Below are 16,650 nucleotides of genomic sequence, written 5' to 3'. Positions count from 1 at the left end.
CGCAATGTTCATTGCCAGCTTCTCGCTGATCGTCATGGCAATGTAAGAATTCAGGGGACCGCATGGCTGCCATGCGGTCCTGAAGCGGGACTTTGTCTGGACAGAATCGCCTTCAATGCCGACAATGCGCATTCTTCATTGATGCAGTTGGAAGGGCATGTCATGGCGGATGCGGAACAGGGTGCGGTCGGCGGGAAACCGGGCTTCGTCCATCTGAGGGTCCACTCCGCCTATTCGCTGCTCGAAGGCGCGCTGCCCCTCAAAAAGATCCTTTACAAGGCATCGGGCGACAGCCAGCCGGCAATCGCCATCACAGATACCAACAATCTTTTCGTCGCCCTGGAATTTTCCCAGAAGGCGCTGGACGACGGTCTGCAGCCGATCATCGGCTGCCAGGTGTCGATCGACATGGAAGATGGCCTCGACACCGAGAAGCGGGGCGGTCAGCAGGCGCTGGTCAAATTGCCTTCGATCGTGCTTCTGTCCGCTACGGACGCGGGTTATGAGCGGCTGGTCGATCTCGTCAGCCGCGCTTATCTCGGCGGCGAGAGCAATCAGGCTGTCCATATCCGTTCCTCCTGGCTGGAGGAAATCGGTACCGAGGGGCTGATCGCTTTGACCGGTGCCTCGACCGGCCCTGTCGACATGCCGCTTAAGGACGGCCATGCTGCTGCGGCAGAGACGCGGCTGCTGGCGCTGAAGCGCCTCTTCGGTGACCGGCTCTATGTCGAGCTGCAGCGGCACGGAACCTACGACAGGCGGCACGAACAGAAGATCATCGGCCTTGCTTACAAGCATGATCTGCCGCTGGTGGCGACCAACGAGGCCTTCTTCCCAACACGAGACGATTACGACGCGCATGACGCGCTGATGGCGGTGGCGCACAACGCCATCGTTTCCGACGACAGCCGCTTCCGCCTCTCGCCGGACCATTATCTGAAGAGCCGTGCTGAGATGGAAAAGCTTTTCGCGGATCTGCCTGAGGCACTGGATAATACCGTCGAGATCGCAAGGCGCTGTTCCTTCATTCTGAAGACCCGCAAGCCGATCCTGCCGCGCTTCACCGGCGCGACCGATGATCCCGAGGAGGCCGAGCGCGCAGAATTGCTCGAACTTCGCCGCCAGGCGGAGGAGGGGCTGGACATGCGCCTTGCCGAGCTTGGAATGTCGGCCGGCTACGAGGAGAAGGATTATCGTGAACGGCTGGAATTCGAGCTCAGCGTCATCGAGCGCATGAAGTTTCCCGGCTACTTCCTGATCGTTGCGGATTTCATCAAATGGGCCAAGCAGCATGATATTCCGGTCGGTCCCGGCCGCGGCTCGGGTGCGGGTTCGCTCGTCGCCTATGCACTGACGATCACCGACGTCGATCCGCTGCGTTTCTCGCTGCTCTTCGAACGCTTCCTCAATCCGGAACGCGTCTCGATGCCCGACTTCGATATCGACTTCTGCCAGGACCGCCGCGAAGAGGTGATCCGCTACGTGCAGCAGAAATATGGTCGCGAGCAGGTGGCGCAGATCATCACCTTCGGTTCGCTGCAGGCGCGTGCCGCGCTGCGCGACGTCGGCCGCGTGCTGGAAATGCCCTACGGCCAGGTCGACAAGATCTGCAAGCTGGTGCCGAACAACCCGGCAAACCCGACGCCGCTTTCCAAGGCGATCGAGGAAGAGCCGAAGCTGCAGGAAGAGGCAGCCAAGGAACCGGTGGTTGCCCGCCTCCTGGATATCGCCCAGAAGATCGAAGGCCTTTACCGCCACGCCTCGACCCACGCCGCCGGCATCGTGATCGGCGACCGCCCGCTGTCGAAGCTCGTGCCGATGTATCGCGATCCGCGTTCCGACATGCCGGTCACCCAGTTCAACATGAAGTGGGTGGAACAGGCCGGTCTCGTGAAGTTCGACTTCCTCGGCCTGAAGACGTTGACCGTGCTCAAGGTCGCTGTCGACTTCTGCAGGAAGCGCGGCATCGAGGTCGATCTTCCGAAGATCCCGCTCGACGACAAGAAAACTTACGAGATGCTTTCGCGCGGCGAGACGGTCGGCGTGTTCCAGGTTGAAAGTGCCGGCATGCGCAAGGCACTGATCGGCATGAAGCCAGACTGCATTGAGGACATCATCGCGCTGGTCGCCCTCTATCGCCCGGGTCCGATGGAAAACATTCCGACCTACAATGCCCGCAAGCATGGCGACGAGGAGCTGGAATCGATCCATCCGATGATCGACCATCTGCTCAAGGAAACGCAGGGCGTTATCGTCTACCAGGAGCAGGTGATGCAGATCGCCCAGGTTCTGTCGGGCTATTCGCTTGGCGAAGCCGATCTTCTGCGCCGCGCTATGGGTAAGAAGATCAAGGCCGAAATGGACCAGCAGCGCGAGCGCTTCGTCGTTGGCGCGGTCAAGAACGGCGTATCGAAGCCGCAGGCCGACAACATTTTCGAACTGCTCGCAAAGTTCGCAAACTACGGCTTCAACAAGTCGCACGCTGCCGCCTACGCCATCGTCTCCTATCAGACGGCCTATATGAAGGCGCATTATCCGGTCGAGTTCCTGGCCGCGTCGATGACGCTCGATATGTCGAACACCGAAAAGATCAACGACTTCCGCCAGGATGCCAAGCGCCTGGGCATCGAGGTCATCGCGCCCTCCGTCCAGACCTCCTTCCGCCAGTTCGAGACCGGCGATAACCGTATCTATTACGCGCTTGCGGCTCTCAAGGGTGTCGGCGAATCCGCTGTCGATCACATCGTCGAAATGCGCGGCGATAAGCCCTTTGCCAGCATCGAGGATTTCTGCCTGCGGATCGATCCGCGCCAGGTGAACCGCCGCGTACTGGAAAGCCTGATCTATGCAGGCGCCTTCGATTGCTTCAACCTGGATCGCGCCCAGCTTTCGGCCGGTCTCGACCGCGTGCTCGGCTATGCGCAGCGCGCCCAGGAAAACAAACTGAGCGGTCAGTCGGATATTTTCGGCGGTGCGCTATCCTCGGGTCCGGAAAAGATCGCCCTGCCGCCATTCTCGCCTTGGCTTGCCTCCGAGCGGCTGCTCAAGGAATTCCAGGTGCTGGGCTTCTACCTGACCGCCCATCCGCTCGACAGCTACAACAACATCCTTCAGAAGATGCGCGTCCAGACCTTCGCGGATTTCTCGACGGCGGTAAAGCAGGGTGCGGCGAACGGGCGACTGGCGGGCACCGTCATTTCTAAGCAGGAGCGCAAGACGCGCACTGGCAACAAGATGGGCATCATCGTCTTCTCGGATTCCTCCGGCCAATATGAAGCCGTGCTCTTCTCCGAAATGCTGAACCAGTATCGTGACATACTGGAGCCCGGAAAATCCTTCGTCATCACCGCGATCGGCGAAGAGCGGCCGGAAGGTGTCAGTCTGCGTCTGCAGACCATCCAGTCGCTGGAGGAAAAGTCGCTGCAGATGCAGAAGGCGCTGCGCGTCTATGTCCGCGACTCCGGCCCGCTGCGCGCCGTTGCCGCACATCTGAACGCCAAGGGCGACGGCCTCGTCTCCTTCATCGTCATCAAGGAGGAGGGCAAGCGCGAAGTCGAAGTGGTGCTGCAAGAGAAATATCGCATCACGCCCGAGATCGCAGCTGCCTTGCGGGCTGCTCCTGGCGTCGTCGACGTCGAACTCGTCTGAACGAAAAGAGCGACCGGCAGTGCACCGGTCGCCATTATTTTTCAGCCGGCCTGCAGCCGGCAGGATGCATCCGCGCAGCGGCCTCTGCCGAAGCCCATGATGACCATGCCGATCAACGTCGCCGCGACCGGCACCAGCAAGGCTATGCGCAGCGCTTCCAGGCGTTCGGATGGGCTGTCTCCATCGCCGAGAGCAAGTGTGCCGACGGCGCTGACGGCAGAGAGGCCGAGTGCCGCGCCGAACTGGAATGACGTATTCACCAGCCCGCTTGCCAGTCCCTGTTCGTTTTCGGCAATACCCTCAGTCGCAATGATCGTCAGCGGGCCGTAGCCAAGCGAGAAGGCCAGGCCGAGCAGGATTGTCGACGGCAGCATCGCCGCATAAGTCCAGTCGAGCCCCATACCAAGGAAGAGCGCGTAGCCCGCGACGGCAAAAGCAAAGCCGCCAAGCACCACGCGTCCATTACCGAAGCGCTCGACGAGCAGGGGCGTCAGCAGCGGCGCCAGAATGGCGTCCATGCCGATGACGATGAGGGCGAGGCTGGTTTCGAAGGAGGACCAGCCGAGCAGTTCCTGCAGGTAGAGCGAGACGATGAACTGAAAGCCGAAGAAGGCGCCGGTGAAGAGCATCGCTCCGAGGTTGGATTGTACCAGGGCGGCAGACCGGAAGATGCCGAGCCGCACCAGCGGTGCACGCGAATTGCGTTCGATGAGGATGAAGGCGAGCCAGAGCACCGCGCTCGCGCCTGCCGCCACAATCGTCCAGGTTAGCTCACTGGTGGCATGCTCCAGCCGCGTCAGCGCATAGGCGGCAAGCAGCATGGCGCCGGTCAGGGTCACCGCGCCGGCAATGTCGAACCTCTGGCGTGGGGTTGTGTCCTCCTTATTCTCCACGATCAGCTTCGTGCCGGCAACGAGCAGGATGGCGGAGAAGATCACAGGTGCGAAAAACACCCATCGCCAGCCGACGGCGGACAGAAGCCCGCCAATGACGAGGCCGAGGGAGAAGCCGGCCGAGGCCGTGCCGGCATAGATCAGCACGGCCCTGTTACGCTGCGATCCCTCCGGAAAGCTGCCATTGATGAGCGCAAGCCCGGCGGGCGTCATGAAGGCGGCCGCTGCACCCGTCACGAAGCGAGCCGTCAGCAGCATCCAGCCCTCGGTCGCAAAGCCGCCGAGGCCGGAGAACAGCAGGAAGACGGTCAGTGCCGTCAGGAAGACCTTGCGCTTGCCGTACATGTCGGCGATGCGCCCACCAAGCAGCATCAGCCCGGCATAGGCAAGCACATAGGCCGAAACCACGGCGCTCAGCGTGGTGGTCGAAAGACCAAGCTCGGCCCGGATCGATGGAAGCGCGATATTGAGCATGGTCGCATCGACGCCTTCGAGAAAGATGGCGCCGCACAGAACGGCGAGCATGCCGGCGGCGCTGCGGCTCATTCTTCCGCTATCCACTGCCAGTGGAGGACTTGTAGACATTCTGATTTCCTTGTCCGTGAAGCAGGGAAGAGCGAGAACGGTTACATATTGATCCTCGGTTCCCTATTGTAACCAAGGCTGACATAAGGCATGGTTCGGACCCATGGAAGAAGGCACTTCAAACTCACCGAGTGACTGCTGCAGCACCGACCGCGATTACGACGTTCACCAGTGGGATTCGCGGGAAGAATGCGAGGTGCGCCAGATCCTCGATCGCATAGCCGACAAATGGTCGCTGCTGGTCATTGCCCTGCTCGAAAAACGCACCTTGCGCTTTACCGAATTGCGCAAGAGCATCGATGGCATCAGCCAGCGTATGCTGACGACGACATTGCGTCAGCTCGAGCGTGACGGGCTGATTGAGCGGACGGTCTATCCCGTCGTTCCGCCAAGGGTTGATTATGCTCTGACGGAGCTCGGCTGCACGCTGCACGACACAATCAAGGCGCTCGTGGTCTGGACGGAAACGAACCAGGCAAAGATCATCTCCGCCCGCCGAAGCTACGACGAACGCGACAGCGAGAAGCTTTGGTAGGCCTCAGCTCTCGCGGGTGATGGTGATGAATCCCGTGCCTTCGCCGGTTTCGGATCCGAGGCCGGTATCTGATATCGTCAGCGTTGAGCCGGGCGAGAGCAGTGCATCGATCCGGTGACGGGTTTCTTCTGGCATCGAAATGCGGCTGAGCGCTCTGGCGATCGGACGGCCGCTGATGATGGAACTTTCCTGATTGGCGATGCCGAGCCGCTTCACCGTCTCGCGAGAGAGATTGTTCTCCAGCGTTACGCCCAGCCAATCCGCCGTGCCGGCCGCCTCATCGACTGAATGCAGCGAGAAGAAGTGCGTGCCGAGAGCAAGACCCGGATCGGCGATGGTAATGGGCGCCTCGAAGAGCGGCTTGAAATCCTGCCGTACCATGATGACTCCATTCGGAGGCTCGCCTTTGCCTGCCGCGGCGTAAACTTCCTTAAGGAGAGTATCAGTGACCAGGCCCTTGTTACGGGCAAATTCCGTTGGCCTCAGCGCCTTGAAGGCATTGATGGCCTGAACGGTCGCAGGACCGGCCAGCCCATCAGGCTCGCCGGCAGCAAAGCCGAGCTGGTTCAGCAGGGCCTGGATATCGATGACGTTTTCACGCAGCGTCCGACGGGTAATCAGCATGCTGATCGGCGCGCTATCCGCAGCAGGCGCCTGCAGCTGGAACTGCGGCATCGGCAGGGCAGCCGTCGTCTCGTTCATGGCGACCTGCACCTGCTTCTTCGCGTCACCTATGGACGGCCGCAGCTCCACGTCCGATAGCAGTGGTGCCGGTTCGGGCCGGTCGGGGCGGAACAGGGTCGGATGGTCAATCGGCTCTGGTATCAGCTCACTGTCGGTAATGATGACAGGCACGCCCATCTCGGTCATCTTGTAGAGCGATTTCGCAAAGGCGCCGGGCATGCGCACGCAGCCATGCGAGGCCGGATAGCGCGGCACGGAATTAGACTCGTGCAACGCGATGCCAGACCATGTCAGCCGCTGCATGAAGGGCATCGGCGCGTTCGAATAGATGTTGGATTCGTGGTACTTCTGCTTCTCGATGACGGAGAAGATACCGCTCGGCGTCGTGTGCCCGTCCTTGCCGCTCGAGATGTTGGAGGTCGCCACGACCTCCGCACCGTCATAGACGGCCAGCGACTGTTTATCCTTGGACACGAAAATCTGCAGCGTGCGCGCGTCTGCTGCAAAAGCCGGATGGACAAGAGCGGTTGCCGACAGCAACCCGATAAGAACGCTTACACGCACAGACATGACGCAATACACCACATGCACAAAAACGACGCGAGTTAAGCACGCGAAGTTTAACGAAGGCTTGAATACGCGGCGCCGCTTTGATCACGAGATTGTGGGATATTCAATTTTATGCAAATCTAAAAAAGGAGAAGTCTTGGGGGAGACTTGGAAATGCATGTCGATATTGTTTCCGCGTTCGATGATCTGCATGCCCTGAAAGACAACTGGAACGAGGTCTATGCTGCCGATCCGGAGGGGAACTACTTCCTCTCCTGGCACTGGATCGCCAAATGGCTGGAGCGGCGCGCTTCGTGGTTCGTTCTCGCTGCCAGGCGGCAGGAGGGGGATGAACGATACGTGGCTTTCCTGCCCATCCAGCTGCATGTCGAATTCGAGGAAGGGCAGGGCCTCGTCAATATCCTGCGGCTCGGCGGCACACCCTATGCCGGCTATAACGGCCTCCTGACGCGTCCCGAGGATGTCGAAGCGGCGCTCAGCGCCTTTGCCGGTTGCCTCCAGACCTTCAATTGGAAACATCTCGATCTCGACGATGTCTATATATCCGAGGAGAGACTGAAGGCGCTCCTCGAGGCCTTTCCGGCTTCCGAATTTTCAAAGAGAAAGGTCGCTCGCAGGCCGCACATCACCTCGGTTGGTGAAAACATCGACCACGACGTCTATGTCTATGTGCCGCTCGGCGATGATTTCGAAACCTTCGTCGATGAGCGTTTCGGCTCGAAGACCCGGCGCAATGCGCGAAAAGCGCTGCGCGATCTGGTCGCGCCGCAGAACGAGCTGCGCATCACGCACGTCACGCCCGAGACGATGGAGCGCGACCTGGCGCTCTTTTACGAGATGTGGAACCTGCAATGGGGCGAGCGCCAGCCGCGCTACGGAAAGTTCATTCTCGACAACAGCCGTCATATGCTGCCGGCCTGCATCGAGCATGGCACGGTCTTCATGCCGATCCTCTGGCATCAGGACAAGCCGGTCGGCACCTTCATCATCTTCCTCGATCCCTACCGCAAGTCGATGATGTGCTTTCTCGGAAGCCGCGACCTGACCTTCCGCCACTCGATCAGCCCCGGCTTCATGCTCCATTGCTACAATCTGCGCTGGGCGATCGAAAATGGCTACCGCATCTACGACATGGGCACCGGCAATTACAGCTATAAGGATTTACTCGGATCGGAGCATCATATCGTCGAGAAGCTACAGATCTCGACGCTCACCGGCCGTAATATCGGCGACCGTCTCGATCCGCACTCGCTTGGCATCGCCATGCATCAGGCGGTGCATTTCTTCAGGAATGGAAACCCGACCGCCGCCGAACTCTGCTGCCGGCAGATCCTGGCCGTCGACGAGAAACATGCGCAAGCCAGCTCATTGCTGGCGAAAATCGAGGCGGCGCGGCGGCCAAGGTTGACCGGTGACCCCGAAACCCATTTCAGTGCTGCCGCCGAACGTCATCGGGCCGGCGATCTTACTGCTGCGGAAGCTGGCTATCGCGACGTGATCTTAGTCATGCCAGATCATTTCGATGCTCTGCAGCATCTGGCATTGCTGCTATTGCAGAAGGGCGATCTGCGTGGCGCAGCAGTCTGCGTCGACAAGGCGATCGAGGCGAAGCCGACATCCGCCTCAGCCTATTGCAATCGCGGCAATATCCAGGCGCGGCTTTCGAATTTCGATCAGGCGCTCGCAAGCTACGATCGGGCAATCGCTCTCGATGCCGGCCACGCCATCGCCCTCAACAATCGCGGCAATGTTCTACGGCGACTGGGGCGCCATGATGACGCGCTGGAAAGCTATGATCGTGCGATCGCGATCGAACCTGGTTATGCACAGGCTGCGAAGAACAGGGAGGCGGCACTGCAGGAAATGGCCGCGGTGCCGGCCTAGAGCGCGGTGCGTCCATTCGGACGCACAAAGGACGCTCTAACTCTTTAAATCTACGCATCGGCCCGAAAATCGATTCCGATTTTCGGGCCGATGCGTAGGCTAGCCGTTCCCCTTGCCGCCGAAAGTATAGCCGGTCTCGACCGTGCCCTCGCCGAACTTGTCGCGCAACTTGTCCATGGCGGCTTCCGCCGCCGCGCGGCGGCCGGATTGCTGGTCGATGAGATCCGGCGGGTCGGCGCGGCCGGCATCGCCGAGATCGGTGACGCCAATGCCGATAAGGCGGAATTTCGTGCCGTCGGTTTCCTTCTCCAGAAGGTCGAGCCCCGTGCGGAAGATCTTGTCGGCAAGCTGTGTCGGGTCTTCAAGGCGCCGGTTGCGGGTGCGCGATTTGAAATCGGCGGTCTTCATCTTCAGCACCACGGTCTGGCCGGCAATGCCGTTCTTCTTCAGCCGCCAGGAGACTTTTTCCGAGAGATTGCGCAGGATCGGCACCAGATCATCATAACGCGAGATATCATCGAAGAAGGTGGTTTCAGCTGAGACGCTCTTGGCGGCATCGTTGATATGCACCTCGCGGTCGTCGATGCCGCGCGAGAGGCGGGAAAGCCGCTGGCCGATGCTGCCGTAACGGCGCATCAGGTCATTCTCTTCCATTTGCTGCAACTGGGCGATCGTGCGGATACCGTCTGCTTCGAGCGTCGCGGCAAATGCCTTGCCGACGCCCCAGATGGTCGTTACGGGACGAGGCGCCAGAAACTCCACGGCTTCCTCGCGTCCGATGACGGAAAAACCACGCGGTTTCTGCAGGTCGGAGGCGACCTTCGCGAGGAATTTGCAATAGGAAAGACCGACCGAGACGGTAATGCCGACCTCCTTTTCTACGCGGCGGGCAAACTTCGCCAGCGTGCGGGCCGGCGGATCGTGATGCAGCCGTTCCGTGCCGCCGAGTTCCAGGAAGGCCTCGTCGATGGAGAGCGGCTGCACAAGCGGTGTCAGTTCCTGCATCAGTGCGCGAACCTCCCGCCCGACCTTAACATATTTCTCCATGTCCGGGCGGATAACGACCGCCTGCGGGCAAGCCTCCAGCGCCTTGAACATCGGCATGGCCGAGCGTACGCCGTGGATGCGGGCGATGTAGCAGGCGGTGGAGACAACACCGCGCTTGCCGCCGCCGATGATCACGGGCTTGTCGGCAAGCTCCGGATTGTCGCGTTTCTCCACGGCGGCGTAAAAAGCGTCGCAGTCAATATGCGCGAGCGTCAGATCATAGAGCTCTTTGTGACGCACCAGACGCGGGCTGCCACAGGCATGGCAGCGGCGCGCCTCTCCCTTCTGCTCGGCAAGGCAGTCGCGACAGAAGCCGGGTGTCTTGTCAGATGCAGGCGCCATGGTGGGAACAAAGTTTGAACATCGTGACATTACGCCCTAAGCTTTTGAGTCTCAAGAGAGGGAGGAGAGCTTGGCCGTGGATATCGATCTTCGTTTCGAACCTGTCACGGCCGAGCGCTGGGGCGATTTCGAAAAGCTGTTCGGCCCGCAGGGTGCCTTCTATAATTGTTGGTGCGTGGCGCTGCGCCTTCCGCATGCCGTCCGCACGAAGATGGAACCTTCGGAGCGCAAGGCCCATATGCAGGACCGGATTGAGACGGGACCACCACCGGGTATTCTCTGTTATATCGAGGGCGAGCCTGTGGCTTGGGTTCAGGTGGGGCCGCGCCACGACGTGCCGCAGTTCAATTCGCGGCGAACGGTTTCGCGGCCACTCGAGGAGGGTGACGCTCATGATCCCTCGATCTGGGCAGTCAGTTGCTTCTTCCTGTTGCCGAATCTGCGCGGAAAAGGCTTGAGCCACAGATTGCTTGCTGGTGCCGTCGATTATGCTCGCGGTCAGGGCGCACGGTTGCTGGAAGCCTGTCCGATCGACCATGTGAAGCAGTCGAAATCCGTCACGCTTTGCATCGGCTCGACGGCGATTTTCGACACTGCCGGTTTCGAAACGATCGCGCGGCGCAAGGACGGCCGGCCGCTCATGCGGCTGGATTTGCACGGCTGATCGTGTGTCCGGCAAGGTATTGGTCGATGAGTTCGGCGGCATGAGCCCAGTCTCTCGCCCGCGCGATATCCTCGGCGGCGGCCGGCGCGAAGCGGTGAACGGGCGAATCCGGCATGAGATGAATGAGCAGGCAATCTGCCACATGCTCCTTCACGGAATGCAGGTTGCGCGCCATATCATCGATAAAGATGACCGGAAGATCGCGACCGCCATGCAGCGCCTGCACGATCGGTCCCTTCGGCTGTTCGCTGGCAAGCAACGGGAAGGTAAGGCCCGCGCTGTCGAGAAGGCGACGACGGTGGGCGGAAAACTGCGGTGGCATCGCGGTGAGGAACAGGACATCGGCATCATCAGACAAGCGTTCGAGCGTCGAAACGACGGGATCGATAGGCGTCTGCCAGCTTTCCTGGGCTTCGAAGAATTCCAGGATCAGCCGGCTGACATGCTGATCCTCAAGCGCAACCCCGTCGGCCAGCGAGACGATGTTGCCATGAAGACGGAAGGAGCGCGGCAGAAATTCATGGCCGAGACTTTTGAGGTACAGTTGGAAAGGACCGATGAATTGCAGCACCACATCATCGACATCGCAGACGATGAGCGGCCTGTCGCCAAGGCGGATATGCGAGATGTCGAATTCGGTGCTGTTGCTCACGATCAGTATTCCCCGGAGTCGAGGCCGGGCGGCGAGAAGTGGCGCCATGCCGCAGTCAGCACTTCCGGCGTCGTGTTCGTCGCCTCACAGAAGGCGATCGCCGTCGGCTCATGGTTCATGAGGAAATCCAGCATGCCGGCGAGAAAGCCAGGATCGTTGATGGCATTACGCACTTGCTGGGGTTCTACGCCTGTCAATGCCAGGAAGCGACCGAAGAGATCCGGGTCGTTCGCAAGCCAGCCAAGGACGGCGATGGCCGTTTCTTGCGGATCGGCTGCCGCCGCAAGTTGTTTCGAAGTCTTGAAGTTGCTTTGCATTGCGGTGGTCGAGTTACCTTTTCTTCAACCAAATACCGGTAGCTTGCACTATCGGTTTCATGGAGCCATTTGTCAGCTAATGTCTTATCATGGACATTTGGCTTCAAGAGCGGACGTAGGGACAGCTAATCATGCCCAAACAGGTGATGATTGTAGAAGATAACGAGCTCAACATGAAGCTCTTTCGCGACCTCATCGAGGCCTCGGGCTATACCACGATCCAGACCCGCAACGGCATGGAAGCGCTTGATCTTGCGCGCAAACATCGCCCCGATCTTATACTTATGGATATTCAGCTTCCGGAAGTTTCCGGCCTCGAAGTCACCAAGTGGCTGAAGGAAGACGACGAACTGCATGTGATCCCGGTCATCGCCGTCACAGCCTTTGCCATGAAGGGCGACGAAGAGCGGATCAGACAGGGCGGCTGCGAGGCTTATGTCTCGAAACCGATCTCCGTTCCGAAATTCATTGAGACGATCAAGACTTATTTGGGCGACGCCTGAGGCATCGGAAAAAGATTTATGACTGCGCGAATACTGGTTGTTGATGATATTCCGGCAAATGTGAAGCTGCTCGAAGCGCGGCTGCTGGCCGAATATTTCGACGTGCTGACCGCGGCCGATGGCTACGAGGCGCTGGCGATCTGCGACCGCAACCAGGTCGATCTCATCTTGCTAGACATCATGATGCCCGGCATTGACGGTTTCGAAGTCTGCGAGCGGCTGAAGGCCAATCCGAAGACCGCTCATATCCCCGTCGTCATGGTCACCGCGCTCGACCAGTCGGCCGACCGCGTGCGCGGCCTGAAGGCCGGTGCCGACGACTTCCTGACGAAGCCCGTCAATGACCTGCAGCTCATTTCCCGCGTAAAAAGTCTGCTGCGCCTGAAGACGCTGAGCGACGAGTTACGCGTGCGCGCCGAGACTGCCCATACGATGGGCATGGACGAGTTGATGCGCGCCGGCAACGGACGCTCCGACGAGGCGGGACAGGTGTTGCTGGTGGACAGCCGTGCCAACTCGCAGGAACGCATCATCAAGACGCTGAAGCCCGTCGCAGACGTTGTCGCCATCTCCGATCCGCAGGCAGCTCTTTTCGAAGCCGCCGAGAGCGCCTTCGAACTCGTCATCGTCAACGCCAATTTCGATGAATACGATCCGCTCAGGCTTTGCTCGCAGTTCCGCTCGCTGGAGCGGACCCGTTTCCTGCCGATCCTGATCATCACGGAGCAGGGGGCCGACGAGATGGTTGTCCGCGCGCTCGATCTCGGGGTCAATGACTACATCGTGCGCCCTGTCGATCCGAACGAGTTGGTCGCCCGCAGCCTGACGCAGATCCGCCGCAAGCGCTACAACGACCGCCTGCGCGCCAGCGTCAAGCAGACGATCGAACTCGCTGTCACCGATCCGCTGACCGGTCTCAACAACCGCCGTTATCTCGACAACCATCTCAATGTGCTCTTCAACCGCTCGATGGCCCGTGGCCGGCCGCTTTCGGTGCTGATCACCGATATCGACCGCTTCAAGCAGGTCAACGACACCTATGGCCATGACGGCGGTGACCAGGTGCTGAAGGAATTCGCAAATCGCGTGCGCTCGACCGTCCGCGGCGCTGATCTTGCCTGCCGTTACGGCGGGGAAGAGTTCGTCGTCGTCATGCCGGACACCTCGCCGGAAATTGCCGCGGCCGTTGCCGAGCGCCTGCGCGTGGCCATTGAAAGCACGCCGTTCCTGCTGAAGTCGTCGGGCGAAACGCTGAATATTACGGCCTCCTTCGGCATATCCTCGCGCATCGCCTCGGTCATAACGCCCGACCAGCTCATGAAGCAGGCAGACCTTGCGCTCTATGAGGCGAAGAATACCGGGCGCAACCGCGTCGTAGCCTCCGCCGCCTGACGACATAACGTTCCGTAATGCGTCGCTTTCGGTTATCCACTGGGAGTAGCTGAACCTTACGAATATTTAATTTTGTTGGCTGAAACGAAGGCGCCGGTTTTTCAACCCGATAGCCAGAAAATGGACTTTAAAGCGTGTTTCTTCCGATAACACGTATCGCCTGCTTCCGAAAGCTAGAGGCGTCGAACGCGAAAAGAAGAGCGGACTATAGTTGCATCCTGATTGTCTGGCCTCTGTAAATCGTATTTCACAAAACGTAACGCCGGCGCCTTACGTTAGGGGAGGGGCTGAGGTGTTGTTGTAATATATTTCTGAAATTCTTGCTGATATCAAATATTGTCCTTTTGGTAAAAGAGATTTGGTTGCGTCTTTACATGTGCCAAAACTGGACTTTTAACCATAGAATCATACTCGGAAATTTTACCATTAAGAATTTGTTGATTTTCTTTCATTTTTGCGCAAATTATCGGCTCAGAACAGAAAACGCTCCCATGGAGGAGCTGTCGATACCCCATGATGCTCAGGTCCGCCGCATCTCCTGGGTCGTGGGGTCGGTCGGCTGGTACGCAATCTCAAACGGTTCCTCGTGCCGTTTTGCATGCTGGCCGACCCCCTTTTCGTAAAAACGCCGTCACTTCCCGAAGATGGAAGGGCGGCGTTTTTCTTTGTTTGCGCTAACATTGCCGTCAGGAAGTCCAGTGCAAACAAAAAGCGCGCTACCCGGAGGCGCGCGCTTTTTGAAAGAGCCGTGAGATCAGGTAATTACTTGATCTTGGTTTCCTTGAACTCGACGTGCTTCTTGGCAATCGGGTCGTACTTGGTCTTCGTCATCTTGTCCGTCATCGTACGGCTGTTCTTCGTCGTGACGTAGAAGAAACCGGTGTCGGCCGTCGACAGAAGCTTGATCTTGATAGTGGTAGCCTTGGCCATGGTCGTCCTGCCTTTAAGAAAATGAAAGCCGTGGAAAACCGGATAGGCTCCACGGCAAATTCTGGCGCGAAACTACGAATCTAGCCCGAAAAGTCAAGCCCGCTTTCCGAGGAAAAGCAGTCTTATGCCGGCAAGCAAGGCATAAAGCCCGAAGAAACCGGCAATTGCATAGGCAAAACCGTTGTTTCCGGCAACATCGATGGCAGCGCCGATTACCTGGGGGCCTGCAACGGTGCCGACGGCATAACAGAAAACGAAGGCCGCATTGGCCGCCGCAAGGTCCGAACCTGTCAGCCGCGAGCCGAGATGGCTGAGACCGACCGTGTAGAGGCCGGAGACGCAGCCGCCCCAGAAAAGCAGAAGTCCGGCCATGAGAATCCAGTTATTGACGAGGACCGGGAGCATCATCGTTCCGACGAAACCGGTCAGCGCCATCAGCGCCAGCAGGGGACGCTTGTCCTTGATACGGTCCGAAAGCAACCCGAGCGGGATCTGGAAGATGACGTTGCCGACACCCATCATGGTGAGCAGCAGGGCCGCCTGCGTTTCGGTGAAATGCGCGCGCACCGCAAAGATCGGAAAGAGGGACAGGCCGCCGGCTTCGACTGCACCGAAAATGAAGACGGCCGCGGTTGCGGTTGGCACCAGGAAGACATAGCGCATGAAATGCAGTTCCGGCTTCTCGTCCAGGACAGGGCTTTCGTGGCGGGCGATGAAGATCGGGATCGCAGCCAGCAGGATCGCGAAGGCACCGACCAGGAAGGGCAGGATGCCGTCGCTGCCTAGCAGCGAGAAGATCAGCGGCCCAGCAGCAAAGCCGAGTGAAAGGACGGTCGCGTAGATGCCGAGCACGAAGCCGCGTTTGGAAGGCGGCGAGGCCGCATTGATCCAGAATTCAGAGAGGATGAAGAGTGTGGTCGTTGCGCCGTGGAAGGCGAAACGCAGCGGAAACCACATCCAGAAGTCCTGCGCATAGTAGAAGCCGAGCGCGCTGAGCGCCGAGATCAGCACCGCCCACATCATGGTGGGCGCGACACCGTATTTATGCGCGAGCTTGGTGGTGATCGGTGCCGCCGCCATCGCCGCGATACCGGCCATAGCGGTGTTGAGGCCGATGAGGGTGGAGGAAATGCCACGCTTTTCGAGAATAATGCTGAGGAGAGGAAGGCCCAGGCCGATCGCGATGCCGACGGCGGAGATGGACGAGACGGCTGCCACCAGAGAAGGCCAATGGATTTCCTCAACATCGCCCGGTGTGCCGTTCCTCGGCTGAGACATTTATCCATCCTTAGAGAGGTATGCGGACGAATTGTCCGTCTGGAGCCACATAGAAAGACATAGGCATGCCAAATCCAAGTGACGGGCAGGGTTTCACAATATTTCTGGCATCCGCCGACGATTTCTTGAGTGTAAGCTTTCCCCGTACAAAAGATGATGACCGTGTCGATCCTCTGCAGATAGTCGGCTATGGGCCGTGGCGCTCTGGTCGCTGCCACTACACGCGAAATATGTCTGGAAGGTGAAGGTGTTCAAGCTTGCCGGCCGGGTACGTCGTAATCTTCTGGTTCGTCATCATGGCCGCCGAAACCGTGCATCTTCAGCGCCCATTGCAGGCCTATGACGCCGCCCTTGATCGGCTGGATCGAGACGAGCGCCGTGATGATGGTGATCGGTGTCCAGATGGCGAGATGCACCCAGACCGGCAGGACAAAGGCCATGTCCGTCAGCATGAACCCACCGACGACGACATGGCCGAGCACGAGGATGACGATATAGGGCGGCAGGTCGTCGGCGCGCTGGTGGTACATCGCCTCGCCACAGGCGGCGCAATGATCGACCGGCTTCAGAAAGGCGCGAAACAGCTTGCCGCTGCCGCAGGCCGGGCAGCGGTTCAGCATGCCGCGCATGATGGAGCGTCCGAGCGGGCGCTCGGCATCGGGCGTATCCCCGTAGCGTACGACCTCGTCTGTCGGTGTGCTCATCGATCTTTCCCTTCCCGGAACC

14 protein-coding genes are annotated in these 16,650 nt (G+C 59.4%); 6 read left to right on the top strand and 8 right to left on the bottom strand.

The window, feature by feature from the left end:
* Positions 1 to 162 precede the first annotated feature (162 nt).
* Positions 163 to 3,648, top strand: a complete 3,486-nt coding sequence (dnaE, locus tag ACR9ZQ_RS18420; protein ID WP_481428496.1) for a DNA polymerase III subunit alpha — start codon at positions 163 to 165, stop codon at positions 3,646 to 3,648.
* Positions 3,649 to 3,689: 41 nt separating this feature from the next.
* Here the strand turns inward: dnaE and ACR9ZQ_RS18415 are convergent, their stop codons facing one another.
* Complete coding sequence (locus ACR9ZQ_RS18415; RefSeq protein ID WP_481428495.1) at positions 3,690 to 5,087, bottom strand: MFS transporter; 1,398 nt, start codon at positions 5,085 to 5,087, stop codon at positions 3,690 to 3,692.
* A gap of 142 nt (positions 5,088 to 5,229) precedes the next feature.
* Here ACR9ZQ_RS18415 and ACR9ZQ_RS18410 point away from each other — a divergent pair, with 142 nt between their 5' ends.
* Positions 5,230 to 5,661: a winged helix-turn-helix transcriptional regulator gene (locus tag ACR9ZQ_RS18410; protein WP_481428494.1), complete on the top strand. Its 432-nt coding sequence runs from the start codon at positions 5,230 to 5,232 to the stop codon at positions 5,659 to 5,661.
* Between the two features lie 3 nt (positions 5,662 to 5,664).
* On the opposite strand, the gene ACR9ZQ_RS18405 is transcribed toward ACR9ZQ_RS18410, so the two are convergent.
* Complete coding sequence (locus ACR9ZQ_RS18405) at positions 5,665 to 6,915, bottom strand: L,D-transpeptidase family protein (protein ID WP_481428493.1); 1,251 nt, start codon at positions 6,913 to 6,915, stop codon at positions 5,665 to 5,667.
* A gap of 153 nt (positions 6,916 to 7,068) precedes the next feature.
* Here ACR9ZQ_RS18405 and ACR9ZQ_RS18400 point away from each other — a divergent pair, with 153 nt between their 5' ends.
* The gene (locus ACR9ZQ_RS18400) at positions 7,069 to 8,799 is read left to right on the top strand and encodes a GNAT family N-acetyltransferase (protein WP_481428492.1); all 1,731 of its coding nucleotides are present in this window, start codon (positions 7,069 to 7,071) and stop codon (positions 8,797 to 8,799) included.
* A 99-nt stretch (positions 8,800 to 8,898) separates the two neighbouring features.
* Here ACR9ZQ_RS18400 and ACR9ZQ_RS18395 read toward each other — a convergent pair whose 3' ends face one another.
* Positions 8,899 to 10,188, bottom strand: coding sequence for a DNA polymerase IV (locus ACR9ZQ_RS18395; protein ID WP_481428491.1), 1,290 nt, complete (start codon positions 10,186 to 10,188; stop codon positions 8,899 to 8,901).
* A gap of 76 nt (positions 10,189 to 10,264) precedes the next feature.
* Here ACR9ZQ_RS18395 and ACR9ZQ_RS18390 point away from each other — a divergent pair, with 76 nt between their 5' ends.
* Positions 10,265 to 10,852, top strand: a complete 588-nt coding sequence (locus ACR9ZQ_RS18390) for an N-acetyltransferase family protein (protein ID WP_481428490.1) — start codon at positions 10,265 to 10,267, stop codon at positions 10,850 to 10,852.
* On the opposite strand, the gene ACR9ZQ_RS18385 is transcribed toward ACR9ZQ_RS18390, so the two are convergent.
* Together ACR9ZQ_RS18385 and ACR9ZQ_RS18380 are read right to left on the bottom strand one after the other, a co-directional pair.
* The gene (locus ACR9ZQ_RS18385) at positions 10,827 to 11,552 is read right to left on the bottom strand and encodes a hypothetical protein (protein WP_481428489.1); all 726 of its coding nucleotides are present in this window, start codon (positions 11,550 to 11,552) and stop codon (positions 10,827 to 10,829) included. The two genes, ACR9ZQ_RS18390 and ACR9ZQ_RS18385, sit on opposite strands and share 26 nt — an antisense overlap.
* On the bottom strand, positions 11,507 to 11,821 hold the full coding sequence (locus ACR9ZQ_RS18380; RefSeq protein ID WP_481428488.1) for a DUF3572 domain-containing protein: 315 nt from the start codon (positions 11,819 to 11,821) through the stop codon (positions 11,507 to 11,509). The genes ACR9ZQ_RS18385 and ACR9ZQ_RS18380 overlap by 46 nt, the downstream gene beginning before the upstream one ends.
* Positions 11,822 to 11,952: 131 nt before the next feature.
* On the opposite strand from ACR9ZQ_RS18380, the gene ACR9ZQ_RS18375 reads away from it, so the two are divergent.
* The gene (locus ACR9ZQ_RS18375) at positions 11,953 to 12,324 is read left to right on the top strand and encodes a response regulator (RefSeq protein WP_003547430.1); all 372 of its coding nucleotides are present in this window, start codon (positions 11,953 to 11,955) and stop codon (positions 12,322 to 12,324) included.
* Positions 12,325 to 12,342: 18 nt separating this feature from the next.
* On the top strand, positions 12,343 to 13,716 hold the full coding sequence (locus ACR9ZQ_RS18370; RefSeq protein ID WP_481428487.1) for a PleD family two-component system response regulator: 1,374 nt from the start codon (positions 12,343 to 12,345) through the stop codon (positions 13,714 to 13,716).
* A gap of 762 nt (positions 13,717 to 14,478) precedes the next feature.
* Here ACR9ZQ_RS18370 and rpmG read toward each other — a convergent pair.
* The 3 genes from rpmG to ACR9ZQ_RS18355 form a co-directional block, all read right to left on the bottom strand.
* Positions 14,479 to 14,646, bottom strand: coding sequence for a 50S ribosomal protein L33 (gene rpmG / locus ACR9ZQ_RS18365; RefSeq protein WP_003587245.1), 168 nt, complete (start codon positions 14,644 to 14,646; stop codon positions 14,479 to 14,481).
* Positions 14,647 to 14,739: 93 nt separating this feature from the next.
* Positions 14,740 to 15,924, bottom strand: coding sequence for an MFS transporter (locus ACR9ZQ_RS18360; RefSeq protein WP_113323302.1), 1,185 nt, complete (start codon positions 15,922 to 15,924; stop codon positions 14,740 to 14,742).
* Positions 15,925 to 16,175: 251 nt separating this feature from the next.
* Complete coding sequence (locus ACR9ZQ_RS18355) at positions 16,176 to 16,628, bottom strand: DUF983 domain-containing protein (protein ID WP_477922464.1); 453 nt, start codon at positions 16,626 to 16,628, stop codon at positions 16,176 to 16,178.
* Between the last annotated feature and the right edge of the window lie 22 nt (positions 16,629 to 16,650).

The organism is Rhizobium sp. KNZ14-9A, from assembly GCF_056755015.1.
The sequence above is the reverse complement of the archived record's forward strand: the minus strand, read 5'-3'. Positions and strand labels throughout refer to the sequence as shown.